At 43.3% G+C, this 26,766-nt stretch carries 27 protein-coding genes and 1 riboswitch; of the genes, 25 read left to right on the plus strand and 2 right to left on the minus strand.

Annotated features, from left to right (window positions below):
* Positions 1–3: 3 nt before the first annotated feature.
* The 8 genes from pyrE to MKY18_RS07600 all read left to right on the plus strand — a co-directional run bounded on the left by pyrE (position 4) and on the right by MKY18_RS07600 (position 6,842).
* Positions 4–642 (plus strand): orotate phosphoribosyltransferase, encoded by a 639-nt coding sequence (pyrE, locus tag MKY18_RS07565; protein WP_044141967.1) that lies wholly within the window; start codon positions 4–6, stop codon positions 640–642.
* A 139-nt stretch (positions 643–781) separates the two neighbouring features.
* A riboswitch (SAM riboswitch) is annotated at positions 782–884 on the plus strand.
* A 247-nt stretch (positions 885–1,131) separates the two neighbouring features.
* Positions 1,132–1,833 (plus strand): phosphoadenylyl-sulfate reductase, encoded by a 702-nt coding sequence (locus tag MKY18_RS07570; RefSeq protein WP_003211029.1) that lies wholly within the window; start codon positions 1,132–1,134, stop codon positions 1,831–1,833.
* Between the two features lie 13 nt (positions 1,834–1,846).
* A complete protein-coding gene (locus tag MKY18_RS07575; RefSeq protein WP_065097246.1) occupies positions 1,847–2,911 on the plus strand; it encodes an inorganic phosphate transporter in 1,065 nt (354 codons plus the stop codon).
* 57 nt (positions 2,912–2,968) lie between these two features.
* Entirely contained in the window at positions 2,969–4,105 is a 1,137-nt protein-coding gene (gene sat, locus MKY18_RS07580; RefSeq protein ID WP_342497798.1) for a sulfate adenylyltransferase, read from the plus strand.
* 14 nt (positions 4,106–4,119) lie between these two features.
* Positions 4,120–4,713: an adenylyl-sulfate kinase gene (cysC, locus tag MKY18_RS07585; protein ID WP_044141963.1), complete on the plus strand. Its 594-nt coding sequence runs from the start codon at positions 4,120–4,122 to the stop codon at positions 4,711–4,713.
* Positions 4,714–4,742: 29 nt separating this feature from the next.
* On the plus strand, positions 4,743–5,498 hold the full coding sequence (gene cobA, locus MKY18_RS07590) for a uroporphyrinogen-III C-methyltransferase (RefSeq protein ID WP_342497799.1): 756 nt from the start codon (positions 4,743–4,745) through the stop codon (positions 5,496–5,498).
* A 74-nt stretch (positions 5,499–5,572) separates the two neighbouring features.
* Positions 5,573–6,358 (plus strand): sirohydrochlorin chelatase, encoded by a 786-nt coding sequence (locus tag MKY18_RS07595; protein WP_335351659.1) that lies wholly within the window; start codon positions 5,573–5,575, stop codon positions 6,356–6,358.
* Positions 6,339–6,842: a bifunctional precorrin-2 dehydrogenase/sirohydrochlorin ferrochelatase gene (locus MKY18_RS07600; protein WP_185107218.1), complete on the plus strand. Its 504-nt coding sequence runs from the start codon at positions 6,339–6,341 to the stop codon at positions 6,840–6,842. Before MKY18_RS07595 ends, MKY18_RS07600 begins: the two co-directional genes overlap by 20 nt.
* A gap of 30 nt (positions 6,843–6,872) precedes the next feature.
* Here MKY18_RS07600 and MKY18_RS07605 read toward each other — a convergent pair whose 3' ends face one another.
* Positions 6,873–8,582 carry an NFACT RNA binding domain-containing protein gene (locus MKY18_RS07605; RefSeq protein ID WP_185107220.1) on the minus strand — a complete coding sequence of 570 codons (1,710 nt, stop codon included), beginning with the start codon at positions 8,580–8,582 and terminating at the stop codon, positions 6,873–6,875.
* A gap of 164 nt (positions 8,583–8,746) precedes the next feature.
* Here MKY18_RS07605 and MKY18_RS07610 point away from each other — a divergent pair, with 164 nt between their 5' ends.
* The 17 genes from MKY18_RS07610 (at position 8,747) to spoVM (ending at position 26,313) form a co-directional block, all read left to right on the plus strand.
* Positions 8,747–11,422, plus strand: coding sequence for a calcium-translocating P-type ATPase, SERCA-type (locus MKY18_RS07610; protein WP_283924480.1), 2,676 nt, complete (start codon positions 8,747–8,749; stop codon positions 11,420–11,422).
* Positions 11,423–11,504: 82 nt separating this feature from the next.
* Positions 11,505–12,380, plus strand: a complete 876-nt coding sequence (locus tag MKY18_RS07615; RefSeq protein WP_044141956.1) for a YicC/YloC family endoribonuclease — start codon at positions 11,505–11,507, stop codon at positions 12,378–12,380.
* A gap of 76 nt (positions 12,381–12,456) precedes the next feature.
* The gene (gene remA / locus MKY18_RS07620) at positions 12,457–12,726 is read left to right on the plus strand and encodes an extracellular matrix/biofilm regulator RemA (protein WP_008344898.1); all 270 of its coding nucleotides are present in this window, start codon (positions 12,457–12,459) and stop codon (positions 12,724–12,726) included.
* A 9-nt stretch (positions 12,727–12,735) separates the two neighbouring features.
* The gene (gmk, locus tag MKY18_RS07625; RefSeq protein WP_044141952.1) at positions 12,736–13,350 is read left to right on the plus strand and encodes a guanylate kinase; all 615 of its coding nucleotides are present in this window, start codon (positions 12,736–12,738) and stop codon (positions 13,348–13,350) included.
* Between the two features lie 3 nt (positions 13,351–13,353).
* Positions 13,354–13,557, plus strand: a complete 204-nt coding sequence (gene rpoZ, locus MKY18_RS07630) for a DNA-directed RNA polymerase subunit omega (protein ID WP_003211647.1) — start codon at positions 13,354–13,356, stop codon at positions 13,555–13,557.
* 117 nt (positions 13,558–13,674) lie between these two features.
* Positions 13,675–14,892: a bifunctional phosphopantothenoylcysteine decarboxylase/phosphopantothenate--cysteine ligase CoaBC gene (coaBC, locus tag MKY18_RS07635; RefSeq protein WP_113767650.1), complete on the plus strand. Its 1,218-nt coding sequence runs from the start codon at positions 13,675–13,677 to the stop codon at positions 14,890–14,892.
* Entirely contained in the window at positions 14,889–17,297 is a 2,409-nt protein-coding gene (priA, locus tag MKY18_RS07640) for a primosomal protein N' (protein WP_106067450.1), read from the plus strand. Before coaBC ends, priA begins: the two co-directional genes overlap by 4 nt.
* Before the next feature lie 15 nt (positions 17,298–17,312).
* Positions 17,313–17,795, plus strand: a complete 483-nt coding sequence (def, locus tag MKY18_RS07645) for a peptide deformylase (RefSeq protein WP_065097256.1) — start codon at positions 17,313–17,315, stop codon at positions 17,793–17,795.
* 5 nt (positions 17,796–17,800) lie between these two features.
* Positions 17,801–18,754: a methionyl-tRNA formyltransferase gene (gene fmt / locus MKY18_RS07650; RefSeq protein ID WP_113767652.1), complete on the plus strand. Its 954-nt coding sequence runs from the start codon at positions 17,801–17,803 to the stop codon at positions 18,752–18,754.
* The gene (gene rsmB, locus MKY18_RS07655) at positions 18,741–20,084 is read left to right on the plus strand and encodes a 16S rRNA (cytosine(967)-C(5))-methyltransferase RsmB (RefSeq protein WP_185107224.1); all 1,344 of its coding nucleotides are present in this window, start codon (positions 18,741–18,743) and stop codon (positions 20,082–20,084) included. Before fmt ends, rsmB begins: the two co-directional genes overlap by 14 nt.
* Positions 20,085–20,087: 3 nt before the next feature.
* Entirely contained in the window at positions 20,088–21,170 is a 1,083-nt protein-coding gene (gene rlmN / locus MKY18_RS07660; protein WP_003212089.1) for a 23S rRNA (adenine(2503)-C(2))-methyltransferase RlmN, read from the plus strand.
* A 3-nt stretch (positions 21,171–21,173) separates the two neighbouring features.
* On the plus strand, positions 21,174–21,944 hold the full coding sequence (locus MKY18_RS07665; protein ID WP_342497800.1) for a Stp1/IreP family PP2C-type Ser/Thr phosphatase: 771 nt from the start codon (positions 21,174–21,176) through the stop codon (positions 21,942–21,944).
* Entirely contained in the window at positions 21,938–23,893 is a 1,956-nt protein-coding gene (gene pknB / locus MKY18_RS07670; protein ID WP_065097259.1) for a Stk1 family PASTA domain-containing Ser/Thr kinase, read from the plus strand. The genes MKY18_RS07665 and pknB overlap by 7 nt, the downstream gene beginning before the upstream one ends.
* 12 nt (positions 23,894–23,905) lie before the next feature.
* Positions 23,906–24,802, plus strand: a complete 897-nt coding sequence (rsgA, locus tag MKY18_RS07675) for a ribosome small subunit-dependent GTPase A (protein WP_044141944.1) — start codon at positions 23,906–23,908, stop codon at positions 24,800–24,802.
* A gap of 3 nt (positions 24,803–24,805) precedes the next feature.
* Positions 24,806–25,456 (plus strand): ribulose-phosphate 3-epimerase, encoded by a 651-nt coding sequence (gene rpe, locus MKY18_RS07680; RefSeq protein ID WP_185107230.1) that lies wholly within the window; start codon positions 24,806–24,808, stop codon positions 25,454–25,456.
* Positions 25,457–25,516: 60 nt separating this feature from the next.
* A complete protein-coding gene (locus MKY18_RS07685) occupies positions 25,517–26,161 on the plus strand; it encodes a thiamine diphosphokinase (protein ID WP_185107232.1) in 645 nt (214 codons plus the stop codon).
* A gap of 71 nt (positions 26,162–26,232) precedes the next feature.
* Entirely contained in the window at positions 26,233–26,313 is an 81-nt protein-coding gene (gene spoVM, locus MKY18_RS07690; protein ID WP_008354550.1) for a stage V sporulation protein SpoVM, read from the plus strand.
* 69 nt (positions 26,314–26,382) lie between these two features.
* Here the strand turns inward: spoVM and rpmB are convergent, their stop codons facing one another.
* Positions 26,383–26,571, minus strand: coding sequence for a 50S ribosomal protein L28 (gene rpmB / locus MKY18_RS07695; RefSeq protein ID WP_003212514.1), 189 nt, complete (start codon positions 26,569–26,571; stop codon positions 26,383–26,385).
* Between the last annotated feature and the right edge of the window lie 195 nt (positions 26,572–26,766).

Consider the following 26,766-nt stretch of genomic DNA (forward strand, 5'->3'; position numbering starts at 1 on the left):
CAGATGAAAACAAAAATCGCTAAACACCTATTACAAATCAAAGCGGTCTCATTGAAACCAGACGAACCGTTTACATGGGCAAGCGGTATCAAATCACCGATCTATTGTGACAACCGTCTCACCTTGTCCTATCCAGAAGTCAGACATGACATTGCTGAAGGTCTTAAAGAGCTGATTCTCACTCATTTTGAGGGAGCAGAGGTGATTGCTGGTACTGCAACAGCAGGCATCCCGCATGCGGCATTAGCGGCAGACCGTCTGAACGTCCCAATGTGTTATGTCAGAAGTAAGCCAAAAGCACATGGAAAAGGAAATCAAATTGAAGGCGCCGTATCTAAAGGCCAAAAGGTGGTCGTCGTAGAAGACCTGATTTCAACAGGAGGCAGTGTGCTTGAAGTGGTCGCTGCTCTTCAAGAAGCGGGCTGTGACGTACTAGGCGTTGCCGCGATCTTCACATACGGTCTGCCAAAAGCTGCGGCAGCATTCCAAGAGAAAAACATTCCATATGTCACCCTAACAGACTATGATACCCTCACAGACGTGGCACTTGAGCTGAAAGCGATTGAGCCTTCTGCTATGAATAAATTGAAACGCTGGAGACAAGATCCTTCCTCTGAATCTTGGATGGAAGAAACCGTCTAAAAAGCTGCGCCTCCCCGCACAGCTTTTTTATTTGGTTAAAAATAGTAAAATAGACTCAAATTTAAATAAAAACTAATCCTATCAATAAAGTCGGGTTGACTTTTGTTTGAATTGTGTTAATATTTAAGACAAATTAAAACACTTATCCAGAGAGGTGGAGGGACTGGCCCGATGAAGCCCGGCAACCTGCGATTTGCAAGGTGCTACTTCCTACAAAATGATTCTATTTTGAAAGATAAGGAAATCGTGAGCTTCCTCATCTTTCTTTCGGACTGAAAGGAAGTTTTTTTATTTTAACGGTGAGGGGGAAGTGAAGCAAAAGCAGGATGAAGACTTAATTGAAGCCTATGCATAAACTGATTGGGGATATAAATTCAGTTTAGTTACACTGATTGTTCAGGACGGTCAAGTGATTCAAGTGGCAGAAGACAGAAAAAAATTCAGTTGACGTAGTGCGGAGAGTAGTGATACTCCGGAAGGGGAGAAACAATGTTAACTTATGAAAATTGGCAAGAGCCGTCCATTACATTTCAAGAAGATGATTTGTATAAAGGGGCCTTATCTGTGCTGAAATGGGCATACGGTCATTATGGTGATCAGCTCGTTTATGCATGCAGTTTTGGTATTGAAGGCATCGTCCTCATTGATCTGATTGCGAAAGTAAAAAAGGATGCAAGAATTGTCTTTTTAGATACAGGTCTGCATTTTAAGGAAACGTACGACACAATTGATGCGGTAAAGGAAAGATACCCGGGTTTAGATATTGTGCTGAAAACCCCTGAGCTGACGGTTGAGGAGCAAAACGAGCAGCATGGTGATCAGCTATGGAAAACAGATCCTCAAAGCTGCTGCCATATGCGTAAGGTCATTCCTTTGCAAGAAGCGCTATCTGGCTATCCGGCATGGCTTTCTGGCTTAAGGAGAGAGCAGTCACCTAAGCGAGCAGGGACGAACTTTTTAAATAAGGATGAAAAATTCAAATCAGTGAAAGTATGTCCGCTTATCCACTGGACGTGGAAGGACATATGGAGATATGCATCTAGAGAGGAACTTACTTATAATCCGCTGCATGATCAGGGATATCCAAGTATCGGGTGTGCCCCGTGTACACAGCCAGCATTTACTGCCGAAGATCTGCGGTCTGGCAGATGGTCAGGCACAGCTAAGACTGAGTGCGGATTACATGAGTAAGGGAGCATAGTGTATGGAAATTGCCGCAATTTTATTTAGTTTATTTTTCGCTCTAAACATTGGCGCGAGTGGTGCAGCAGCTTCGATGGGAATCGCGTACGGATCAGGTGCGATTCGAAAGCCGATCTATGCACTCAGTGTATGCGCAGTTGGGATTTTAGCAGGTTCAGTTATTGGCGGTGGTGAGGTTGTCAAAACGATTAGCTCTGGGATTATGCCTGAATCCGTCATTACACTTGAAATTGTTTGTATTATTATTGGTTCTGCTGCATTATCACTCTTTATAGCGAATCTGATGGCCATTCCTTTGTCAACGAGTGAGGTGACAGTAGGAGCTGTAGTTGGTGTCGCGGTCGCATATAAAGTATTGTATGTGAAATCCATTTTAGTCATTGTGGCATTTTGGGTCATCATTCCGCTTGTCGCCTTTCTTTTTACCTTTGTTGTAGTCAAAATCATCAGAATGTTCCCTAAACGTAAGTTGTCTAAAAAAGGAACAATTATTTTATCCATTGTTTTAATCCTTAGTGGATTTTTAGAAGCATTTTCAGCAGGCATGAACAATGTGGCAAATGCAGTCGGTCCACTTGTTGCCGCGGGCGTTTTGTCAGTTGGGCAAGGAACGCTTTACGGCGGAATCTTTGTCGCTATTGGAGCCCTCTTGCTTGGTAGAAGAGTACTGGAAACAAACGGAAAGAAAATTACCCGCTATCAAACGGGCGAAGGGATATTGCTTTCGAGTACCGGTGCTGGACTTGTCATCGTCAGCTCTATTTTTGGGCTACCAGTCCCACTTACCCAAATCACCTCCTCGTCTATCATTGGGCTTGGCATGGCAAAAGGCGGACCTAATATTTTTCATAAACATGTGGTGAAAAAAATGCTGAAAGTGTGGGTTGTATCACCCTTTTTATCACTCAGTCTATCGTATTTGCTGGTGAGTCTTTTCTTAAAAGGAGACTATTACTCTATCTTTATCATGATGAGTGTACTGCTTGCCTCACTTGGTGCGCTAAGTCTGATGAAGGCAGTCAAAAATGAAAGCAGCTCGATTCATGAACAGGGCGGCGGGATTTAACGACAAATCCGACTATTTACATCTAATAAATAAGAACATTGAGAGGAAGATGAACAAATGAGTTTAACACCACATGGTGGCGTATTAATTAATCGAGTAAATGAAGAGTATGACCTCAGCATGGCTGCGAAGGAAATTGAACTAGATGCTATCTCTTTTGCAGACCTTGAACTCATAGCAATTGGCGGGTATAGTCCAATTGAAGGGTTTTTAACAAAAGCTGATTATGAAGCGGTTGTGAGCAGTATGCGGCTAGCAAGTGGTGTCGTTTGGTCTCTTCCAATTACACTGCCAGTGACAAAGGAAAAGGCAACGGAAATCCATCGAGGCGATATTGTGCGTCTATCGTATAACGGAACTGTATATGGCGTGATTGAAGTAGAGGATCAATACACACCAGATAAGGAAAAAGAAGCGGTGAATGTGTATAAAACTGATGACCGCAATCATCCAGGTGTGAAAAAATTATTTGAACGCGGTGACACGTACATTGGTGGTAAAATTACACTGATAAAACGCAGCGAAAAACCATTCCCTCAATTTACGTATGAGCCGGAAGAAACAAGACGTCATTTTAAAGAGAACGGCTGGAAAACGATTGTTGGTTTCCAAACGAGAAACCCTGTTCACCGTGCCCATGAATATATTCAAAAGACAGCACTTGAAACCGTCGATGGTTTATTTTTAAATCCACTTGTCGGTGAAACAAAATCAGACGATATTCCGGCAGACGTGAGAATGAAAAGCTATCAAGTGTTATTGAACGGTTATTACCCAAAGGATCGCGTCTTTTTAGGTGTTTTTCCTGCGGCAATGCGTTATGCTGGACCAAAGGAAGCAATCTTTCACGCGCTTGTTCGTAAAAATTACGGCTGTACTCACTTTATTGTGGGAAGAGATCATGCAGGTGTTGGTGATTATTACGGCACATACGAGGCGCAGGAGTTATTTGAACAATTTACAAGCGAAGAAATTGGCATTACCCCGTTAAAATTTGAACATAGCTTCTACTGTAATACATGTGAAGCAATGGCAACACCAAAAACATGTCCTCACGATAAAAGCGAGCATGTCATTCTTTCAGGTACAAAGGTTCGAACGATGCTGAGAAACGGAGAATTACCGCCAAGCACGTTCAGCCGAAAAGAAGTCATTGAAACATTAATCGAAGGATTAAAAACGACGGTATCTTAATGGGAGGGTATGACATGAGCAACGAACATATCGTGTGGCATGATTCATCTATTACAAAAAAAGAATATCAACAAAAAAACAATCATAAAAGCGGCATTATTTGGCTCACAGGTCTAAGTGGATCAGGTAAATCAACAATCGCAAATGCAGCGGCTAGAGAGCTGTTTGAACAAGGTTATCAAGTCACTGTTCTTGATGGCGATAATGTGCGGCATGGACTGAATAAAGATTTAGGGTTTTCAGATGATGACAGAAAAGAGAACATCCGACGTATCGGAGAAGTGGCGAAATTATTTGTTGAGCAAGGAACGATTGTCATCACGGCTTTTATTTCACCATTTCAAGAAGACCGCCGCATTGTCAGACAGTTAGTTGAAGCGGGAGAATTTCACGAAGTGTTTGTGAAATGTGATCTGAACGTATGCGAAGAGCGTGACCCAAAGGGTTTATATAAAAAAGCTAGAAATGGTGAAATTCCATTTTTCACCGGAATTGATTCACCGTATGAAGAGCCAGCTGCACCTGAGCTCGTTCTAGATACAGGTGAATTATCGCGTGAAGAGTCCAAACAGCGTCTTGTTGATTATGTAAAGGGAAGAGCGAAATAATCGCCTGATGGCAGGGGGAGAAAAGCACGATGGGGAAAGTATACATTGTGGGGGCTGGACCTGGGGATCCAGACTTAATTACATTAAAAGCCCATAAGGCAATACAGCAGGCAGATGTCATTTTATATGATCGCCTTGTCAATCAAGATATACTCGCCCACGCCAAACTCGAGGCGGAATTAATCTATTGCGGCAAGCTCCCGAATCATCATACGATGAGACAGGAAGCCATCAATGAAGCCCTTGTGACCCATGCAAAGGAAGGGAATGTTGTCGTCCGTCTGAAAGGCGGCGACCCCTTCGTATTTGGCCGCGGCGGTGAAGAAATCGAATGCTTAGCTGAGCACGGAATTCCATATGAAGTTGTCCCGGGGATTACCTCTGGTATTGCAGCAGCTGCTTATGCAGGCATTCCTGTGACGCACCGTGAATTCAGCTCGAATGTTGCGTTTGTCACGGGTCACTATCAAAAAGATGAGCATTTTGAAGAAAAGTGGGAGGCACTGGCTACGGGGATTGATACCCTTGTGATTTACATGGGCGTCAAAAACGTAGAAAGAGTGCAGCAGCTTCTTTTAAAAAATGGACGTGATCCTGAAACGCCAGCAGCCTTTATACACTGGGGAACCACGACAAGGCAAAAGACGACTTGCTGCACTGTGGCGACACTGTCTGAAACCGTTGAAAAAGAAGGCATCGAGCATCCAAGCTTAATAGTTGTTGGAGATGTCGTTCATTTTCACCAAAAGCTGAACTGGTTTGAACCTGCCCTTATTGAGAAATGAGATTGATAAAGACAAGACACGTACATTGATCGTGTCTTTTCGTCTGAACAAAACAAGTGAGAGGGAGGAGCCGCATGAAACAAGCTGTACTTTACGTTGGGCATGGAAGCAGGGTAAAAGAAGCACAAGATAAAGCCATTTCTTTTATGAAAAGCTGTATGCCGTTAGTAGAAGCCGAAATACAAGAAATTTGTTTTTTAGAACTGACAGCCCCTTCTATAGAGGAAGGTTTTGAAGCCTGTGTGAAAAAAGGAGCTACACACATTGCAATTGTCCCGCTCCTCCTTTTAACTGCTATGCATGCTAAATCGGATATTCCAGTTGAGATTGAGAAAGTTCAAAAACGATACCCGCAAGTGAAGGTCACATACGGGAAACCAATTGGGGTCAATCAAGAAGTGACAAAAGCAGTTGCTGCAAGAATTGAAGAAGCAGGATATCAAAGCGGGAAAGCACGGATTCTTTTAATTGGCCGCGGAAGCTCTGATCCAGATGTGAAGCGAGATGTGTTTGGCATTGCGGACGATGTCCGGCGCCTGCTGCCTCTTGCTGAGGTCTTGCCATGTTTTATTACAGCATGTGAGCCAAATTACCGAGATGTTCTTGCGCAATTAACAGCAGATGATGATACGCCTGTCTATCTCGTTCCTTATCTGTTGTTTACGGGTATTTTAATGAAAGAGATTGAAAATGAAGCGGCTCAGGCGAGAGAGAGGCTGAAAGATGTCCGGGTATGCCGGTATATTGGCTTTCATCCGCATGTAAAAGCAGCTTATATTGAACGCGTGCAAGAAACCATTTTAAACAAAGACGATGTGTTTCATTTCCAAGGAGAAAGCCATGCTTCCAGTCCATCTTGATTTAACCAATCAACAAGTGCTCATCGCTGGCGGTGGAAAAATAGCCGCAAGAAGGGCAGAGGCGCTATGCATAGAGCCTTGCCACATCACCATCGTGAGTCCTGACATTTCTAAAGAGATGGCACGTCTCATTGATACATACAACCTCAATTGGAAAGAAAAGAAAGTGGAAGCTGAAGATGTAGAGGATGTGTTTTTCATTGTCGCTGCTACAAACGATCCGGCTGTAAATGAATGGATTGCACAAACAGCACGACCTCACCAGCTTGTGAATTGTGTGAGTCAATCAGAGCTTGGCAATGTGATCGTGCCAAAGGTGGTCAAAGCAGGGAAAGTGACGATTTCAGTCTCTACAAGCGGTGCGAGCCCAGCCCGGACAAAACAGCTGGCTGCGGAAATTGAGACATTGCTTGAACAAGAGGATGTAGATACACTTGATGCTCTCTATATCGAAAGAAAAAAACAACAAAGAAAAAGCCGATAAAATCTCTTGAAAAGATTTTATCGGCTTTTATTATTTTCGCAGCTTTAGCACCACATCTTCGTCAGGCGTGACAAATAATGTTTGCTGTTGATCATACGTCACAAATCCGGGCTTGGCTCCCTTTGGTTTTTTCACATGCCGGATTTTCGTGTAATCGACAGGAACGGAGCTCGACTCTTTTGCCTTCGAGAAGTAGGCAGCGATTTGAGCCGCTTCAAGTAGCGTCTGTTCATCAGGCGTTTGATGCCGGATGACGACATGTGATCCAGGAATATCCTTCGTGTGTAGCCAAATGTCGTCACGGGCAGCCGCCTTTATGGTTAAATACTCGTTTTGTTTGTTGTTTTTTCCGACTAATATCGGAATCCCTTGAGACGATTCATACGCTTCAAGCTGAATGGCCGCCGTTTTTTTCTTTTTGGCGTTACGCTTTTGTTTGGCGCGTAAATATTTCCCTTCAACAAGCTCTTCTCTCATTTCCTCTAAATCCTTCGGTGAGGCAGAGGAGAGCTGCTGAATCAACTCATCAAAATAAGCAATCTCTTCATGCGTCCGCTCAATTTGCTCATTGACCGCTTCTACTGCATTTTTTGCCTTTTGATATTTTATGAAATATGCTTGCGCATTTTCAGAAGGGGTTTTGTTTGTTTTGAGCGGTATTGTGATTTCTCCGCCATCTTCATCGTAATAATTGATGACAGTCGCTTCTTTATCCCCTTTTTTGATGGCATATAAATTGGCTGTTAGCAATTCGCCATAGAGCTGGTATTTATGGGCATTTTGAGATTCTTCAAGGGTTCTGTTCAGTTTTTTGAGTTTGTTTTCATTTTTCTTTTTTTCATTTACGACAAACCGTTCAAGGTCAGACGCTTGTTGTTTCACTCTGTCTCTTTCAGCTTTGCCGAAATAAAAGCGGTCAAGCAGCTGGCTGAGAGAGTCGAATGTCTTTATTTCACCATCGACATGCTGCAGTTCTAATAAATAGAAATATTCTTTCCCGTCTTTTCTTGTGAGCTGCGGGGTAAAGGAATGCATGCGAATCAGCTGGAACATGTCGAGTAGCGTATTTGGAATAGTTTCCTTATTGGCAAGACCGGCCCTGTGTACAGCTTCCTTTGCAAACAGCGGAGAAACCCCAGAGAATGTTTCGACAATTTGCTTTGCGATCATTCCTTCTTGAAAGCGTAAATGCTTTAAAATATCGTCCTTCGTTACTGCAAACGGATTTAATTTTTGCTGCGCAGGCGGCAGAAGGTATTCGTGACCAGGAAGCACTGTTCGATAGCTGTTCACAGATGGAGAAAGATGCTTCAAGCCATCGATGATCTGCTGCGTGTCATCTTCGACAAGAATCAAATTACTATGCCTTCCCATGATTTCAATGTAGAGCTTTCGAGTCTGTTCGTCGCCAATTTCATTGCGACTTCGTACATGAAGTACGATCACACGGTCAAATCCAATTTGTTCAAAACGCTCAATGAATCCGCCCTCAAGATGTTTTCTAAGGAGCATACAAAACATTGGAGGTTCGCTTGGATTGTCATATTGCTGCTCTGTGAGCTGCACTCTAGCGTAGCTCGGATGAGCGGATAAAAGGAGCTTATGATTTTTTCCGTTTGCCCGGATATGAAAAATCAACTCGTGCTTATATGGCTGATGAATTTTTGAAATTCTTCCACCAGTTAATGTCTCTTGCAATTCATTTGTCATACCATATGTAAAAATGCCGTCAAATGACATGTTGGATACACCCTCTTCTTTCACACAAATCTACTGAAAGAACCTTCCATTTCTCGTTCTTTAGGCAGTCTTATTATTATAGCATGATTTAGGACGAGTCTGAATAAACTGGCTTATAGAACACTGCATATGAGAGAGAACAAAAGAGGAGTGGACGAGGTCAAATGAATTGGCATGAACTGAACCAAACCGATTTATTAAAAACAATGAATACATCGATAGGTGACGGACTGTCAGAAAAAGATGTACAAAAACGGCTTGAAAAACACGGGCCAAATGAATTGCAAGAAGGGAAAAAGGCGTCGGCTCTGATCATTTTTTTAGCGCAATTTAAAGACTTTATGGTGTTAATCTTGCTTGCAGCAACGATCATTTCTGCTTTTCTAGGCGAATACATTGATGCAGTCGCCATTGTAGCGATTGTTCTAATTAATGGAGTGCTCGGATTTTATCAAGAACGCCGGGCGGAAAAATCCCTTCAAGCGCTAAAGGAATTATCAACCCCGCATGTGTATGCAAGGAGAAATAATGAATGGATCAAGATCCCGTCCAAACATCTCGTGCCAGGGGATATTGTGAAATTTTCAAGTGGAGACCGGATTGGGGCAGATATTAGATTACTAGAAACAAAGAGCCTGGAAATCGAGGAGTCTGCTCTCACTGGCGAATCCATTCCAGCAGTCAAACACGCAAGTCCGCTTTCTAGTAATCATGTCTCGCTTGGAGATTTGACGAACATGACCTTTATGGGGACGCTTGTCACTAGAGGAAGCGGCGTGGGCGTTGTCATTGGTACAGGAATGAATACAGCGATGGGACAAATTGCCGGCATGCTGGATGCAGCAGGGAATATGGAAACACCGCTGCAAAGACGTCTCGAACAGCTGGGGAAAATCCTCATTGTGGCTGCTTTATTTTTAACTGTGCTCGTTGTGGTTCTTGGCATTGTGCAAGGACATGATTTGTATCATATGTTCCTGGCGGGAGTATCTCTTGCGGTTGCTGCCATTCCTGAAGGGCTGCCGGCGATTGTCACCGTCGCACTTTCCTTAGGAGTACAGCGGATGATCAAACAAAAATCGATTGTCAGAAAGCTCCCGGCGGTGGAGACTCTTGGCTGTGCGTCGATTATTTGCTCAGACAAAACAGGAACCATGACGCAAAATAAAATGACTGTGACCCATGTATGGGCAGAGGGCAAAACGTGGAATATTTCTGGTACGGGCTATGAGCCATCTGGTGATTTCACCTTGAACGGAGAACTTGTCCATGTAGACAAACATCCAAGCCTGCAAAAGGTGTTATTATACGGGGCGCTTTGTAATACATCGACCATCGTTGAAAAAGATGGCGAAATGAGGCTTGATGGTGATCCGACAGAGGGGGCACTTCTCACCGCAGCACGTAAAGCGGGTTTTACAGAGCAATTCATTGAAGCAGGATTTCACGTAGTAGAAGAGTTTCCTTTTGATTCAGAAAGAAAGATGATGTCAGTCGTCGTCGAAACGAATCAAAAAGAGCGGTACGTCATTGCAAAAGGTGCGCCGGATGTCTTGATGAACCGTTCAAGCCATATCATGCACGGCGGACGCACAGCTTCATTTTCAACCACTCACAGGCAAGAAACAGAGGCTGCGATTCAAGGATTAGCAAGACAAGCGCTGAGAACGATTGCCATTGCGTATAAAAAAGTTGGTCTGACAGAGAAAATCACCACTGTCCAGCAGGCTGAAACTGATTTAACATTTATCGGACTAGAGGGCATGATCGACCCGCCTCGTCCTGAAGTGAGACGAGCGATTAAAGAGTGTAGGGATGCGGGCATAAAAACAGTCATGATTACAGGGGATCACGTGGAAACAGCCAAAGCGATCGCAAAAGACTTGAGCCTTTTACCAAAGCAAGGAAAGGTGCTCGACGGAAAAGCGCTGGATCAGCTGAGTGACAAAGAGCTTGAGCAAACGGCTGAAAATGTATACGTCTTTGCACGGGTATCACCGGAGCATAAGCTGAGAATTGTGAAGGCTTATCAAAAAAATGGACATATTGTAGCGATGACAGGTGACGGGGTCAATGATGCGCCTGCAATTAAGCAAGCAGATATCGGTATCTCCATGGGCATCACTGGAACAGACGTAGCCAAGGAAGCGTCCTCTCTTATTTTACTTGATGACAACTTTGCGACCATTAAATCGGCCATTAAAGAAGGCCGAAATATTTATGAAAACATTCGTAAATTTGTTCGCTATTTGCTCGCATCAAATGTGGGAGAAATTTTGGTTATGCTGTTTGCGATGCTTCTAGCGCTTCCGCTTCCTCTCGTTCCTATTCAAATTTTATGGGTCAACCTTGTCACAGATGGTCTTCCGGCGATGGCGCTTGGTATGGATAAGCCAGAAGGCGATGTCATGAAAAGGAAGCCGAGGAATATGAAAGAGGGGATTTTTGCTAGAGGGCTCGGCTGGAAGGTTGTATCTAGAGGGTTCCTCATTGGACTTGCGACCCTTTTAGCATTTATGTTTGTGTATCACCGTGATCCAAACAACCTGCCATATGCACAGACTGTTGCATTTAGTACGCTTGTGTTGGCGCAGCTCATTCATGTATTTGACTGCCGAAGTGAACGATCTATCTTTGAACGCAATCCATTCGGGAATCTCTACTTAATCGGTGCGGTTTTGTCATCACTTTTACTGATGTTTGTGGTCATTTATTATCCGCCGCTTCAGCCGATTTTCAAAACGGTGGCGATTGCACCAATTGATTGGCTGCTGATCATCGGTATGTCTGCACTGCCAACTTTTTTACTGGCAGGATCACTTTTGACAAGAAAAAAATAATTCGTTATGGTATAATTTTGAGGTAATAGTGTCTGCTATTACCTTTTTCATTTATTAATATGAAAGAATTGGGTGTTTTGACATGATACGCAGTATGACGGGATTCGGTCAAGCGAGTAAAACGGATGGAGAACTGACAGTGTCAGTTGAGTTAAAATCGGTCAATCACCGTTTTAAAGAGGTTCATGCCCGTTTGCCGAGGCCGCTTTTATATTTCGAAGACACATTAAAAAAAATCATTCTTCGTCACGTGCAGCGTGGTAGAATTGAGTTGTTTGTTACGATTGAAGGCGGTAAACTAGCAAGCCGGTCCTTGCAGATCGACTGGCCGCTGCTTGATGAATACATGAAAGCCGCAAAAGATCTCGAGAAACGCTATCACATTTCAGGCATTCAGCATGCACATGACTTACTGGGGCTAGAGCATGCCGTTCAAGTAGAAGAATCGTCCAGCCGAAATGAGCAATTAGAGCAATTGCTGATGGAAGCTTGTGAAACGGCTGTCAAGGAGCTTTGCTTCATGAGAGAGCAGGAGGGAACATCACTTCAAAAAGACTGTGAGTTGAGGCTTTCTGAATTAGAGGCCTATACAGAAGAAATCAAAGTCTTTGCACCAGAGGTTGTGAGTCAGTATAAAGACAGGCTCAATCAGAGATTGCAAGAATGGATCGGAGAGGCGCTTGACGAAAGCAGATTGACAACAGAGGCTGCGATCTTTGCTGACCGCTGTGACATTACAGAAGAGATTACGAGATTGAAAAGTCACTTTCAGCAATTCCAGCAAATCTTGATGCAAGGCGGTGCTGCTGGCAGAAAACTTGATTTTCTTGTACAGGAGCTCAACCGTGAAGTGAACACCATTGGCTCAAAAGCGAACCATCATCACTTAACAAAGCTGGTGGTTGAAATGAAAAGTGCTATTGAAAAAATAAAAGAACAAGTGCAAAATATAGAATAGTCATTGTGTATGCTGTTTACAGTACGTCTCTTTCGGCGAGACTAGAGACGTTTATAATACAGGGGGACGTTAGAAGATGACCATAAAGTTGATCAATATCGGATTTGGAAACATCATTTCAGCGAATCGGATGATTTCGATCGTCAGTCCGGAATCAGCACCGATTAAACGAATGATACAAGACGCAAGAGATCGAGGCATGCTCATAGATGCTACATACGGAAGAAGAACCCGTGCTGTTGTCATTATGGACAGTGACCATGTCATCTTATCTGCCGTTCAGCCTGAGACTGTCGCGCAAAGACTTTCTGTAAAAGAAGAAATCATAGATGAAGGGCAGGGGTAATACGCCATTATGAAAGAAAGAGGACTATTAATCGTTCTCTCTGGACCTTCGGGAGTTGGAAAAGGAACGGTCAGACAAGCCATTTTCTCCCAGAAAGATACGAAATTTGAATACTCAATTTCTGTGACAACACGTAAACCGCGTGAAGGTGAAAGAAATGGTGTCGATTATTTCTTTAAATCCAGGGAAGAATTTGAACATATGATTGAAAACAAAAAGCTGTTAGAATGGGCAGAGTATGTCGGGAATTACTACGGCACGCCTGTTGACTATGTAGAACAGACATTAAGCGAAGGAAAAGATGTTTTCCTTGAAATCGAAGTGCAAGGTGCACTTCAAGTAAGAGAAGCATTCCCAGAAGGTCTTTTTATTTTCCTTGCACCGCCTAGTCTTTCAGAACTTCAGAACCGCATCATTACACGTGGTACAGAGTCTGAGGAGCTCATTCGAAATCGAATGGCTGCTGCAAAAGAAGAGATTGAAATGATGGATGCTTACGACTATGTCGTGGAAAACGATGATGTCGAGCTTGCTTGTGAAAGAATCAAAGCGATCGTCCTTGCAGAACACCTGCGCAGAGACAGAGTCGCACCAAGATATAAAAAAATGCTGGGGGTAGAATAAACTATGTTAGATCCTTCAATTGACTCATTGATGAACAAACTTGATTCAAAATACACACTTGTGACAGTGTCTGCACGCCGTGCACGTGAAATGCAGATCCATCAAGATCAGCAAATTGAAAATACAAAGTCTTACAAATTTGTAGGCAAAGCACTTGAAGAAATTGATGCCGGTCTTTTGACATTTGAAAAAGAGGATCAAGAATAACACATCGCTTCTGCTATGCAGATACGATACGTTCAAAAAAGTCAAAACTATGATTGGTTTTGACTTTTTTGAATTGTAGACGAATTTGTGAAAAAGGCCGTTAAGGGGGACAAACGAATGTTACAGTCAAAAAATATTTTGCTCGGCGTCAGCGGAGGAATCGCCGTATATAAAGCAGCTGCACTTACTAGTAAACTCGTACAGGCGGGCGCAAATGTAAGAGTGATTATGACAGAATCTGCCCGTGAGTTTGTGTCTCCGCTTACCTTCCAAGCACTGTCTCGACATGAGGTGTATGTGGATACATTTAAAGAAAACAATCCAAAAGTCATTGCGCATATTGACGTAGCTGACTGGGCCGACCTCATTCTTGTTGCCCCTGCAACAGCACATACGATTGGCAAAATGGCGGCAGGGCTTGCAGATGATATGCTCACGACGACCTTACTTGCTTCAACTGCTCCTGTATGGATCGCACCAGCTATGAATGTGCATATGTATGATCACCCGGCTGTAAAGCGGAACATTCGCACATTATATGAGGACGGCTACCGGTTTATTGAACCGAGTGAAGGTTATTTAGCCTGTGGCTATATTGGAAAAGGGCGATTAGAGGAGCCTGAAAAAATAGTTGAGCACATCCGTGCATTTTTTGAAGAGCCAAAAAATTTACCACTTTCAGGTAAAAAAGTCGTGGTGACAGCAGGTCCTACACGAGAAGTCATCGATCCTGTGCGTTTCTTTACAAATCGATCGTCAGGAAAAATGGGCTATGCAATTGCAGAGGCTGCGCAGCAGATGGGAGCTGATGTCACGCTTATTTCAGGACCTGTTTCTTTAACGGCACCTGATCATGTACATGTGGTACACGTTGAATCGGCAGAGGACATGTATCAAGCCGCATTAGCTGTGTACGAGGAAGCGGACCTTGTCATTAAATCAGCAGCAGTCGCCGACTATACCCCTGTGACCTCATATCCTCATAAAATGAAAAAACAGGACGGCGGCTTAGAAATTGAATTCACCCGGACAAAAGATATTTTAAAAGAGCTGGGGAAAAGAAAAGAGCATCAAGTTCTTGTCGGTTTTGCAGCTGAAACGCAGGATGTAGAATATTATGCGAAAAAGAAAATCGAATCCAAGCATTTAGATATGATTGTAGCCAACAATGTCACAAAAGAAGGTGCAGGTTTTGGCACAGACACAAATGTAGCAGCAATCATCAAAGCAGATGGTACAACAACAGAACTGCCGATGATGAGCAAAAAAGACCTCGCTTTTGAAATCTTAAAGGAGGCAAAACAGCTGTTGCCAAAAGAGCGTGATCGCGCATGATTGCTGAAGTCATCGTAGATGTCACAACGAAAGCCATTGACCGGCCATTCGATTACCGTGTACCAGATCGATTCAAAGATCTCGTCAAAGCGGGAATGAGGGTGGTCGTCCCCTTTGGCCCGAGGAAGATTCAAGGGTTTGTGACAAAAGTCAAAGAAGAAACAGATGTAAAAACAGGAAGCATAAAGGACATTGTCGATTTATTTGATTTATCACCTGTTCTGACAGATGAGCTATTGGAGCTTTCCCACTGGCTGACGGAAAAAACATTGTCCTATCACATTACGGCACTTCAATCGATGCTGCCTGCAGCCATGAAGGCGAAGTATGAAAAAGAAATTCAAGTGCTGTCAGATGAAGAACTTCCGCAGTCATTGAAAGAGCTTTTCGGTCAGCGAGACAGCATTCTTTACGCTGACATCCCAGCCGAACAACTAAAACAGATTCAAAAGCATGTCCAAAAAGGTCATTTAGAGGTAAGGTATCACGTCTCGCAAAAATCTGGAAAGAAAAAAGTGCGCACGCTCCAACTAGCTGCATCAAAAGATAAGCTTGAAGAAAAACAGCAGCAGCTGAAGAAAAATGCGGTGAAACAAAAGGCTCTGCTCTCCTTTTTGCTTCAAGCGAGTGAGACGACCTTTTTAGCGAAAGACTTGCAGCAGCAAACAGGCGCGAGTTCTCAAACGCTTAAAACCTTTATTCAAGAGGGGCTGCTAACAGAAAGCTATGAAGAGGTCTACCGGGATCCTTATCGTGACCGGGCATTTACACCTTCTGCTTCACTTGACCTTATGCCAGAACAAGCAGAAGCGGCAAAACATATTCATCAAGCAGTCAGCGGTGACCGGCATGAAACCTTTCTGCTGCACGGGGTGACAGGAAGCGGTAAAACGGAGATTTACTTGCAGACGATTGATCATGCCCTACAAAAAGGAAAAGAAGCGATCGTCCTCGTTCCAGAAATCTCGTTAACCCCTCAAATGGTTCAGAGGTTTAAAGAACGATTCGGTTCAAATGTGGCTGTACTTCATAGCGGCTTATCGACAGGGGAAAAATATGATGAATGGCGGAAAATCCACCGCAAGGAAGTCAAACTTGTCGTGGGCGCGAGATCGGCTGTTTTCGCACCATTTGAAAATCTAGGCATGATTATCATAGATGAAGAGCATGAATCTTCTTATAAACAAGAGGAAATGCCTCGTTATCATGCCAAGGACGTCGCCATTGAACGAGCCAGAAGGCATCGTTGCCCAGTTGTTTTAGGTAGTGCAACTCCTTCACTTGAAACCTATGCGCGTGCCAAAAAAGGCGTGTTTACATTGTTGACGCTCAAAAACCGAGTCAACCAGCAGCAGCTGCCGCACGTTTCGTTAATTGATATGAGAGAAGAATTGAGAAATGGCAACAGGTCCATGTTTTCAGAAGAATTAATGCTCAGATTAAAGGAAGTGCTTGAAAGAAAAGAACAAGCCGTCTTATTTCTGAATAAAAGGGGCTATTCATCCTTTGTGATGTGCCGTGATTGCGGATATGTGGAGCAATGTCCTCATTGCGAAATTTCTCTCACCTATCACCGCTATCAAAAACGGCTGAAATGCCATTATTGCGGTCACGAGGCACCGGTGCCAGCTGAATGTCCAGAATGCCATAGTGAGCATATTCGCTATTTTGGTACGGGTACGCAGCGTGTAGAAGAAGAGCTGACAAAAGTACTGCCAGAGGCAAGAGTCATCCGAATGGATGTGGATACAACGTCTCGTAAAGGTGCTCACGAAAAGCTCCTCACATCTTTTGGCAATAAAGAAGCAGATATTTTGCTTGGGACGCAGATGATTGCAAAAGGGCTAGATTTCCCAGATGTCACACTTGTTGGTGTTCTAAGTGCGGATACGTCTCTTCATATCCCTGATTTCCGTTCAAGTGAAAAAACATTTCAGCTTCTCACGCAGGTCAGCGGCAGGGCAGGACGACATGAAAAAGAGGGCTCTGTAATCATTCAATCGTATACGCCTTCTCACTATAGTATTGAATTAACGAAGCAGCATGACTACGAAGCCTTTTATGAACAGGAGATGCTGCATCGCCGCCACCAGTCCTATCCGCCGTATTACTTTTTGGCGATGGTGACAGTATCACATGAGGAAGTGACGAAGGCAGCACATGTCACGGATCAAATTGTTCAGTTCCTCAAAATGAACTGTGCACCGAATACAAGAATTCTTGGTCCGGCTGCATCACCAATCGCTAAGATCAAAGATAGATATCGATATCAATGCGTGATAAAATACAAAAGGGAAAATGAACTGGCAAGTTTACTACGGAAAATACAAGATCATTATCAAAAGGAAATGGAACAAAAACAATTGATGATTTCAATAGATATGAATCCATATATGATGATGTAAAACGGAGGGCTTTAAGTGGCAGTAAAACCAATAGTCATGCATCCGGCAGAAGTACTTGAACAAAAGGCAGAGCCTGTCGATACGTTCGATAAAAAGCTCAAAAAACTGCTTGATGATATGTATGATACAATGCTTGAGCTAGATGGAGTCGGACTAGCAGCACCACAAATTGGCATTTCACAAAGAATTGCTGTTGTCGATATCGGAGAAGAACCTGGCAGAATTGATTTAGTGAATCCTGAGGTTCTTGAAATAAAAGGATATCAAACAGATATTGAAGGCTGCCTGAGCTTTCCATCTTTATACGGCACAGTAGAAAGACCGAGCTATGTGAAGGTAAAAGCCTTTGATAAGAAAGGCAAACCATTTACAATAGAAGCAGAAGGATTTTTAGCAAGAGCCTTATTGCACGAAATTGATCATTTAGACGGGATATTATTTACGTCCAAAATCATTCAAACCTATACAGAAAAAGAACTTGCGGAAATGGAAGGGTGAAGAAAATGGCACGTATTGTATTTATGGGAACCCCTGATTTCTCAGTACCTGTGCTGCAAACACTCATAACAGAAGGATACGAAGTTGTCGGGGTCGTCACGCAGCCAGATCGCCCGAAAGGCAGAAAACGAGTACTCACGCCGCCTCCTGTGAAAGTGGAAGCCTTAAAGCACGGCATTCCGGTCTTGCAGCCTGAAAAGGTGCGCCTTGATGAAGAAATTGATAAAGTGCTTGCCTTAAAGCCGGATTTAATTGTCACGGCGGCATTTGGACAAATTTTGCCAAAACGATTACTAGATGAACCTCAGTTTGGCTGTATCAATGTACATGCCTCACTGCTGCCAGAACTAAGAGGGGGCGCGCCGATCCATTATGCGATCCTTCAAGGCAAAAAGAAAACAGGCGTCACGATCATGTACATGGTGGAACGACTTGATGCAGGGGACATGATCAGTAAAGTAGAAGTAGAAATTGACGAATTAGACAATGTCGGAACATTGCATGACAAATTAAGTGTTGCAGGCGCTGCACTATTGAAAGATACTGTGCCAAATGTTCTGAGCGGATCTATTTCGCCAATTCCGCAAAATGAAGAAGCGGCAACGTACGCACCTAATATTAAGCGGGAGCAAGAAAGAATAGATTGGGCAAAAACTGGTGAAGAGCTTTACAACCAAGTTCGCGGCTTAAATCCGTGGCCAGTTGCCTATACTGAATGGAACGGGGCTCATCTAAAAGTATGGGAAGCGAAAAAAGTTCCACTCGAAGCGCAAGAAGAACCTGGGAAAGTGATTGAGCTTCAAAAAGAAGGTCCAGTCATTGGAACTGGGAATAAACAAGGCCTTTTATTAACAGGTGTACAGCCAGCTGGTAAGAAAAAGATGAGCGGCGAAGACTTCCTAAGAGGCGCAAATATCGAAATGGGACAGAAATTAGGGTTAATGAATGAAGAAAAGTAATGTGAGAGAAGTAGCGCTGGACGCTTTAATCAAACTCGAACAAAACCAAGCTTACAGTAATTTACTTTTACAGTCAGTCATGAAAGACAAAGACTTGGCAGATCAGGACAAACCGCTCTTAACAGAGCTTGTGTACGGTACACTGCAAAACAAGCTGGCATTAGATTATATGCTGGTACCATTTGTGAAAAAACCGCAAAAGGTGGCTCCGTGGGTCATGCAACTTTTGCGGATGTCCCTTTATCAAATGGTGTACCTTGAAAAGATTCCAGATCGTGCAGCCATCCATGAAGCAGTTGAGCTAACGAAAAAGAGAGGGCACAAGGGTATATCTTCACTTGTGAACGGCGTTCTTCGATCCGTGCAAAGAGAAGGCGTTCCGGCTTTTGATGACATCAAAGATCCAGTCAAGCGGCTTTCGATTGAGACAAGCCACCCATTATGGCTCGTGCAGGAATGGGTTCAGTCGTACGGATTTGAAGCGGCAGAAAGCATGTGCCGCATTCATTTAGTACCGCCAAAGCAAACCCTTCGTGTCAATCGAATGAAAACCGGCCGCGCAGCACTGCAGCAAGAACTGCTGGATGTCGGAATTGAAACGGAGCTTGGCGACTTATCAGAAGATGCACTTAAGCTGATGAAAGGGTCCATCGTTTCAACCCCTTCTTTTCAAGAAGGCTATGTGACCATTCAAGATGAAAGCTCAATGCTTGTCGCAAGAGCACTAGACCCTCAGCCGGGAGAAGCTGTGCTTGACGCCTGTGCGGCTCCAGGCGGAAAATCAACACATATCGCAGAGCGTATGAACGACGAAGGACAAATTGTTTCACTAGATTTGCACGAACATAAAGTGAAACTCATCAAACAAGCAGCAAAACGTCTGAACCTTACTCAAATTGAGGCAAAAGCGCTTGATGCAAGGAAAGCAAAGGGCGATTACAGCGAAGCTTCATTTGACCGGATTCTGATTGATGCGCCGTGTTCTGGATTTGGCGTCATTAGACGAAAACCAGATATGAAATATACAAAGTCTAAAGAAGACTCAGCAAGGCTTGCTGCAATTCAGCAGGCAATCTTAAAAGAAACAGCTCCGCTTTTAAAGCCTGGCGGAACCCTTGTATATAGTACATGTACAATGGACCCAACAGAAAATCAACAAGTGATCCATGCGTTTTTACAAGAACACCAAGACTTCGAACCCGATCTATCTCTTAATGAACGGCTGCCTGAGCAGGTTGCTCCGTTTGTTCAAAACGGAAGTGTGCAAATTCTTCCTCATTATTTCGGAACAGATGGTTTCTTTATTTGCAGCATGAGAAAGAAGGGATAAAAAATGACAGAACAAAAAGTAAGAAAAGAACTGAAAACAGATATGCCGTCGATCTATTCATTTGAGCTTCACGAAATGAAAGAATGGTTAAAAGAACAAGACGAAAAACCTTTCCGCGCAGCGCAAATTTTTGAGTGGCTTTATGAGAAACGTGTGACATCCTTTGATGAAATGTCTAACCTCTCCAAAGATTTAAGAGAAAAATTAAAAGATCAATTTACAATCACAACATTAAAAACCGTGATCAAACAAACGTCTCAAGACGGAACGATCAAGTTTTTATTTGAACTGCATGATGGTTATACAATTGAAACAGTGCTTATGCGTCATGAATATGGAAACTCTGTCTGCGTGACAACACAGGTTGGCTGTAGAATTGGTTGTACATTCTGTGCATCTACACTTGGCGGTTTAAAACGAAACCTTGAAGCCGGAGAAATCGTTGCACAAGTATTGAAAGTACAGCAGGCACTTGACGAAACAGACGAGAGAGTCAGCTCTGTTGTCATCATGGGAATTGGCGAACCGTTTGATAACTTTGAAGAAATGCTTGCTTTCCTTAAAATCATCAACCATGATCATGGCTTAAATATTGGTGCACGCCATATTACGGTTTCGACAAGCGGAATCATTCCAAAGATCTATCAATTCGCTGATGAGCAAATGCAAATCAACTTTGCTGTGTCATTGCACGCACCGAACACAGAGATCAGAAGCCGCCTAATGCCGATCAATAAGGCATATAAGCTGCCAAAATTAATGGAAGCCATCGAATACTACATTCAAAAGACGGGTAGACGTGTCAGCTTTGAATACGGTCTGTTTGGCGGAGTAAATGATCAAGTTCACCATGCTGAAGAACTTGCAGACCTATTAAAAGGAATTAAGTGCCACGTGAATCTCATTCCGGTGAACTATGTACCAGAGAGAGATTATGTGAGAACACCTAGAGAACAAATCTTCCTATTTGAAAAAACGCTGAAAGAACGAGGCGTAAACGTAACGATTAGACGAGAGCAAGGCCATGACATTGATGCTGCTTGCGGTCAGCTAAGAGCGAAGGAGCGTCAGGAAGAGACGAGGTGACGAATGTTGATAAGGGCAGCCTTTCTTACCGATACAGGAAAAGTCCGTCAGCATAATGAAGATGATGCAGGTATTTTTGCAGCAAAAGAAGATTCACTTCTCGCTGTTGTAGCAGACGGCATGGGAGGTCATCTTGCTGGTGATGTCGCCAGCAAGATGGCAGTCTCTTCTTTAAAAGAATACTGGGAAGAAACATCTTCAATTCCAGAAAAGCCAGCCGATCAAGAAAGCTGGTTAATCTCAAAAATCAGTGACATTAATGACCAAGTTTATGAACATGCGCAAAACAATGAGGAGTGCCAAGGAATGGGGACGACCATTGTATGCGCGCTCGTTCATTTGCAAACGGTCACAATTGCGCATATTGGAGACAGCCGCTGCTACCTGCTAAGAGAAGGAGCGCTGACCCAATTAACAGATGATCATTCACTCGTGAATGAGCTTGTGAAAACGGGTGAAATTTCAAAAGCGGATGCAGAATATCATCCAAGAAAAAATGTGCTCACGAAAGCATTAGGAACAGATAAACGTGTTCAAATTGATGCACGCACTTTTGAAGTGGACCCAGGAGATCAAATCCTGCTTTGCTCAGATGGTCTATCGAATAAAGTAGAAGAAGAGAATTTGACTCATATATTAACGCAAACGACCGCACCAGAGGAAAAAGTAACAGAGTTAATACAAACAGCGAATGACAACGGCGGTGAAGATAACATTACAGCAGTATTGTTAGAAATCTCCTCCCAGCCAGAGGAGGGTGACAGCAAGTGTTGATCGGAAAAAGGATCAGCGGCCGTTATCAGATTCTTCGCGTCATAGGCGGAGGCGGAATGGCAAACGTCTATTTGGCGGAGGATATGATTTTAGATCGCGAAGTAGCGATTAAAATTTTGCGGTTTGACTTTGCGAGCGATGATGATTTTATTAGACGTTTCCGGAGGGAAGCGCAGTCAGCTGCAAGCTTAGATCATTCGAATATTGTCAGCATCTACGATGTCGGGGAAGAAGATGACATTTATTATATTGTCATGGAATATGTCGAGGGAATGACGCTGAAGGAATACATACACGCCAATGGCCCGCTTCATCCGAAAGAAGCCGTTCGCATCATGGAGCAAGTCGTTGCGGCGATGGAAGAAGCCCATGCGAAACAGCTCGTTCACCGTGACATTAAGCCTCACAATATATTAATAGACAATATGGGGAACATCAAAGTCACTGATTTTGGGATTGCCATGGCACTCAGCTCAGCGACCATTACCCATACAAATTCTGTCCTAGGCTCCGTGCACTACTTGTCTCCAGAACAAGCACGCGGGGGACTTGCAACGAAAAAGTCAGACATCTATTCGCTTGGGATTGTGCTCTATGAACTCATCTCAGGACGCATGCCATTTGAAGGGGAATCGGCTGTCAGTGTTGCACTGAAGCATTTGCAATCAGAGCCACCATCTGTGAGAAGATGGAATCCTTCTGTTCCACAAAGCGTGGAAAACATCATTTTAAAGGCGATGGCCAAAGATCCATTTTATCGATATGAAGATGCATCTGAAATGCAAAAAGACTTAAAAACCGCTTTCGATCCAGCCAGACTAAAAGAAAAACGCTTTGTTATTGAAGAAGACCATGAAGCAACGAAAGCGATCCCAATCATTCAAGATCATCAAATTGATCAAGACAATGAAAAAACAGCCGTCCACTCGGCTCAAAAACCGAAGAAAAAAAAGAAACAAAAGCCGAAAAAGAAACGAAAAAAATGGCCATGGATTGTGGCATCCATCTTATTTATATTGACTGCTGCGACAATTTTAGCCATCACTGTGTTTCCAGGGCTGCTTTTTCCAAAAGATGTGGAAGTCACAGACGTATCTGGCATGACGGTTGAAAAAGCAGAAGATACCTTGAAGAAAGCTGGGTTCACCGTCGCTTCGGAGTCAATAGAGATCGCTGATGAGAAAATTGAAAAAGGTCTCGTCGTCAAAACAGACCCGAAAATCGGCACAAAGGTCAAAGAAGGAACAGAGATTCAGCTTTACGAAAGTACTGGCAAGGAAAAGACCGAATTACCTGATGTTACAGGCGAAAAGGTCGATAAAGCAAAAGAAATATTAGAGAAAAAAGGGTTTAAACAGGTCGTTGTGGAGGAAGTGAATGATAATGACACCGAGTCTGGGATTGTCATGGAACAGAGTCCTTCAGCGAATACTGAGCTTGTAGCAGCAGATGAAGAGGTCACGTTGACTGTCAGCATAGGTCCTGCCGATATTACATTACGTGATTTAACGACGTATAGTAAGCAAGCGGCATCGAATTATTTAGAGGATAACGGTTTAAAGCTCGATGAAAAAGAAGCGCATTCTGACGATGTGCCAAAAGGCGAGGTCATGAAGCAGGAACCGGGAGCAGGGACGGCTGTTAAACCAGGTGACACGGTCAAGATTACATTCTCTCTTGGACCGAAGGAAAAACCAGCCAAAACGGTGACTGAAAAGATTGCGATCCCTTATGAACCAGAAGCGGAAGGGCAGGAGATGAATGTCCAAATTTCCATTGATGATGCGGAGCATAGCATCTCTGATTCATACGAAAGCTTTAAAATCACTGCGCCGACTGAACGGACCATTAAATTTAAGATTGAACCAGGTCAAAAAGGATATTATCAAGTGACGGTGGATGATAAAGTCGTCAGCTCGAAAACGATCGAATACCCTGATGATGAATAAAGGAGGGACTTTATGCCTGAGGGCAAAATTATAAAAGCATTAAGCGGATTCTACTATGTGCTGGATGAGTCGCAAGAGAGTGGAAAAGTAGTTCAGTGCAGAGCGAGAGGCATCTTTCGAAAAAACAAAATTACACCTCTTGTTGGCGATTACGTCGTGTATCAAGCAGACAATGATAAAGAAGGCTACTTATTAGAAGTAAAAGAACGGACAAACGAACTTGTTCGTCCACCAATTAGTAACGTTGATCAAGCGGTACTTGTTTTCTCAGCAGCAGAACCAACCTTTAGCACATCACTCTTAGACAGATTTTTAGTGCTTGTTGAAGCGAATCATATTGAGCCGATTATCTGCATCACAAAAATGGACTTATTGAAAACAGACGAAGAGCGTGAAACCATCAAGGCATATGCAGACGACTATCGGCAAATGGGCTATGATGTTCATTTAACCTCTACGATTGAAGGAGATGGCATTGAGAAGCTGACCCCGCATTTCCACAATAAAATCACGGTATTTGCCGGTCAGTCTGGTGTAGGCAAATCCTCCCTTTTAAATGCGATGAGTCCTGAATTGGCGCTGAAAACAGATGATATCTCATCCCATCTCGGACGAGGAAAGCATACGACAAGACATGTCGAACTCATTCGAACAGCAGACGGGCTCATTGCAGATACTCCGGGCTTTAGCTCGCTCGAATTTACTGGCATCGAAGCAGAAGATCTAGGTCTATACTTTTTAGAGATTAGAGACCGAAGTGCAGATTGTAAATTTCGAGGCTGCCTGCACGTGAAAGAGCCTGGCTGTGCGATAAAAGATGCGGTCGAGCATGATCAAATCAAAGAGTATCGCTATCAGCATTATTTAGAGTTTTTAACTGAAATCAAAGACAGAAAGCCGAGGTACTAAATCATGGTTTATATTGCCCCTTCCATTTTATCAGCAGATTTTGCCAATTTGGAGAAAGATATCCGTGAAGTGGAACAAGGCGGTGCAGATTACATTCATATCGATGTCATGGACGGTCATTTTGTTCCGAATATGACATTTGGGCCAAATGTCGTCGAAGCGATTAGACCGCATACGCGTCTTCCGCTTGATGTTCACTTAATGATTGAGCAGCCAGATCGGTATATTCCTGCATTCGCAAAAGCAGGCGCTGATATTATCTCTGTTCATGTGGAAGCTTGTCCGCACTTACACCGAACAATACAACATATAAAAGAACAAGGTGTAAAAGCAGGGGTCGTCTTGAATCCGCACACACCTGTTTCTCACATTGAGCATGTATTAGAAGATGTGGACCTTGTGTTATTTATGACAGTCAACCCTGGTTTCGGGGGACAGGCATTTATTCCATCTGTCCTCACGAAGGTAAAAGAAGTAAAAGCACTGAGTGAACAAAAGGGCTTAACCGATTTACTGATAGAAATAGACGGCGGTGTCAATGTAGAGACTGCAAAGAGCTGCAAAGAAGCAGGCGCTAATTTACTAGTAGCGGGCTCTGCGGTATACGGTAAAGACAACCGCGCAGCAGCGATCCAGGCAATTCGAGAAGCATAAAGGAAGGAACCAAAGTCATTGTGATCTTTGGTTCTTTTTACATGGAGAGGAGCGTATATCATGCACATACATATCGTAGCTGGCGGTCCTTTTGAATACATCCCGCCACTTGAACGTGAAGCATCACAGGAGGATATTCTCTGGATTGGCGTAGACCGTGGAACCCTCTTCTTACTAGAGCAAGGCATCATCCCAGCCAAATCTTTTGGTGATTTTGACAGTGTGACAGAAGAAGAGCTTCAGGAGCTGAAAGAGAAATTGCCTGCCCTGAATGTATTTCAAGCTGAAAAGGATGAAACCGATTTAGAGCTTGCACTGAACTGGGCACTGAGTCAGCACCCAGCACATATTTACATCTATGGTATTACAGGAGGAAGGGCGGATCATTTTCTAGGAAATATCCATCTTCTTTACAAAGGGATTCAGCACAAGCAGAATATCACCCTTGTAGACAAACAAAATATCATTCAAATGTTTGAACCTGGTACATACGAAATAAAAGAAGATCAGGATAAACAATATGTGTCGTTTCTACCCTTTGGAACACCGGTTGAAAAGCTGACATTAAAAGGTTTCAAATATCCTCTGAAAAATTGTCATATTGAGCCTGGTTCCACACTATGTATTAGTAACGAACTCATCCACTCAAATGGTACTTTTTCTTTTCATGAAGGCATATTAATAATGGTAAGAAGCAAAGATTGACCAACCTATCAATGTGGATGGCTGATTAAGCTCAATTGTGCTGCAAGCGGTACTTTTAGGAGGGGGACAAAATGAAATTTTATACAATCAAACTGCCTAGATTTCTTGGCGGCATTGTCCGTGCGATGCTTGGTTCATTTAAGAAAGATTAATGAGTAATCTCCTTTATTTCCACATAAAAACGCCTGCTACAATGAATTGTAGCAGGCGTTTACTCTTGCTTATACACGCTCAACTTTACCAGATTTCAAAGCTCGAGCTGATACATATACTCTTTTAGGCTTACCGTCCACTAGAATACGAACTTTTTGAAGGTTCGCGCCCCATGTACGTTTTGTAGAGTTCATTGCGTGAGAACGATTGTTCCCAGCTTTTGTTTTTCTGCCTGTGATAACGCATTTACGTGCCATTTGTTTCCCTCCTAACTGCGAAAACATCATCATATTCTTCATATACGTACTTAGAGATGCCTCAAGATACTTTAATAATTTACCACAGCTTCAAGGGGTTTGCAAGGATTGTTTACTCCTCTTTCAAGAAAAATACCTTGACATCTTGATAAAAAATCAAGGCTATAGTATAAGTAGGATTGGGTCGGATTGAAT

It is taken from the genome of Bacillus sp. FSL R7-0672, assembly GCF_038601465.1.
In the GTDB taxonomy this organism is placed as follows: Bacteria; Bacillota; Bacilli; order Bacillales; family Bacillaceae; genus Bacillus; species Bacillus pumilus.

What these genes read in the sequence shown, in the direction of transcription:
- rpe (WP_185107230.1), top strand. Translation starts at nt 24,806, where the DNA reads ATGGTTTATATTGCCCCTTCCATTTTATCAGCAGATTTTGCCAATTTG.
- coaBC (WP_113767650.1), top strand. Translation starts at nt 13,675, where the DNA reads ATGTTACAGTCAAAAAATATTTTGCTCGGCGTCAGCGGAGGAATCGCC.
- MKY18_RS07685 (WP_185107232.1), top strand. Translation starts at nt 25,517, where the DNA reads ATGCACATACATATCGTAGCTGGCGGTCCTTTTGAATACATCCCGCCA.
- remA (WP_008344898.1), top strand. Translation starts at nt 12,457, where the DNA reads ATGACCATAAAGTTGATCAATATCGGATTTGGAAACATCATTTCAGCG.
- rlmN (WP_003212089.1), top strand. Translation starts at nt 20,088, where the DNA reads ATGACAGAACAAAAAGTAAGAAAAGAACTGAAAACAGATATGCCGTCG.
- cysC (WP_044141963.1), top strand. Translation starts at nt 4,120, where the DNA reads ATGAGCAACGAACATATCGTGTGGCATGATTCATCTATTACAAAAAAA.
- MKY18_RS07575 (WP_065097246.1), top strand. Translation starts at nt 1,847, where the DNA reads ATGGAAATTGCCGCAATTTTATTTAGTTTATTTTTCGCTCTAAACATT.
- MKY18_RS07610 (WP_283924480.1), top strand. Translation starts at nt 8,747, where the DNA reads ATGAATTGGCATGAACTGAACCAAACCGATTTATTAAAAACAATGAAT.
- MKY18_RS07570 (WP_003211029.1), top strand. Translation starts at nt 1,132, where the DNA reads ATGTTAACTTATGAAAATTGGCAAGAGCCGTCCATTACATTTCAAGAA.
- sat (WP_342497798.1), top strand. Translation starts at nt 2,969, where the DNA reads ATGAGTTTAACACCACATGGTGGCGTATTAATTAATCGAGTAAATGAA.
- fmt (WP_113767652.1), top strand. Translation starts at nt 17,801, where the DNA reads ATGGCACGTATTGTATTTATGGGAACCCCTGATTTCTCAGTACCTGTG.
- rpmB (WP_003212514.1), bottom strand. Translation starts at nt 26,571, where the DNA reads ATGGCACGTAAATGCGTTATCACAGGCAGAAAAACAAAAGCTGGGAAC.
- spoVM (WP_008354550.1), top strand. Translation starts at nt 26,233, where the DNA reads ATGAAATTTTATACAATCAAACTGCCTAGATTTCTTGGCGGCATTGTC.
- rsmB (WP_185107224.1), top strand. Translation starts at nt 18,741, where the DNA reads ATGAAGAAAAGTAATGTGAGAGAAGTAGCGCTGGACGCTTTAATCAAA.
- MKY18_RS07595 (WP_335351659.1), top strand. Translation starts at nt 5,573, where the DNA reads ATGAAACAAGCTGTACTTTACGTTGGGCATGGAAGCAGGGTAAAAGAA.
- rpoZ (WP_003211647.1), top strand. Translation starts at nt 13,354, where the DNA reads ATGTTAGATCCTTCAATTGACTCATTGATGAACAAACTTGATTCAAAA.
- cobA (WP_342497799.1), top strand. Translation starts at nt 4,743, where the DNA reads ATGGGGAAAGTATACATTGTGGGGGCTGGACCTGGGGATCCAGACTTA.
- MKY18_RS07665 (WP_342497800.1), top strand. Translation starts at nt 21,174, where the DNA reads ATGTTGATAAGGGCAGCCTTTCTTACCGATACAGGAAAAGTCCGTCAG.
- MKY18_RS07600 (WP_185107218.1), top strand. Translation starts at nt 6,339, where the DNA reads ATGCTTCCAGTCCATCTTGATTTAACCAATCAACAAGTGCTCATCGCT.
- pyrE (WP_044141967.1), top strand. Translation starts at nt 4, where the DNA reads ATGAAAACAAAAATCGCTAAACACCTATTACAAATCAAAGCGGTCTCA.
- MKY18_RS07615 (WP_044141956.1), top strand. Translation starts at nt 11,505, where the DNA reads ATGATACGCAGTATGACGGGATTCGGTCAAGCGAGTAAAACGGATGGA.
- MKY18_RS07605 (WP_185107220.1), bottom strand. Translation starts at nt 8,582, where the DNA reads ATGTCATTTGACGGCATTTTTACATATGGTATGACAAATGAATTGCAA.
- priA (WP_106067450.1), top strand. Translation starts at nt 14,889, where the DNA reads ATGATTGCTGAAGTCATCGTAGATGTCACAACGAAAGCCATTGACCGG.
- gmk (WP_044141952.1), top strand. Translation starts at nt 12,736, where the DNA reads ATGAAAGAAAGAGGACTATTAATCGTTCTCTCTGGACCTTCGGGAGTT.
- rsgA (WP_044141944.1), top strand. Translation starts at nt 23,906, where the DNA reads ATGCCTGAGGGCAAAATTATAAAAGCATTAAGCGGATTCTACTATGTG.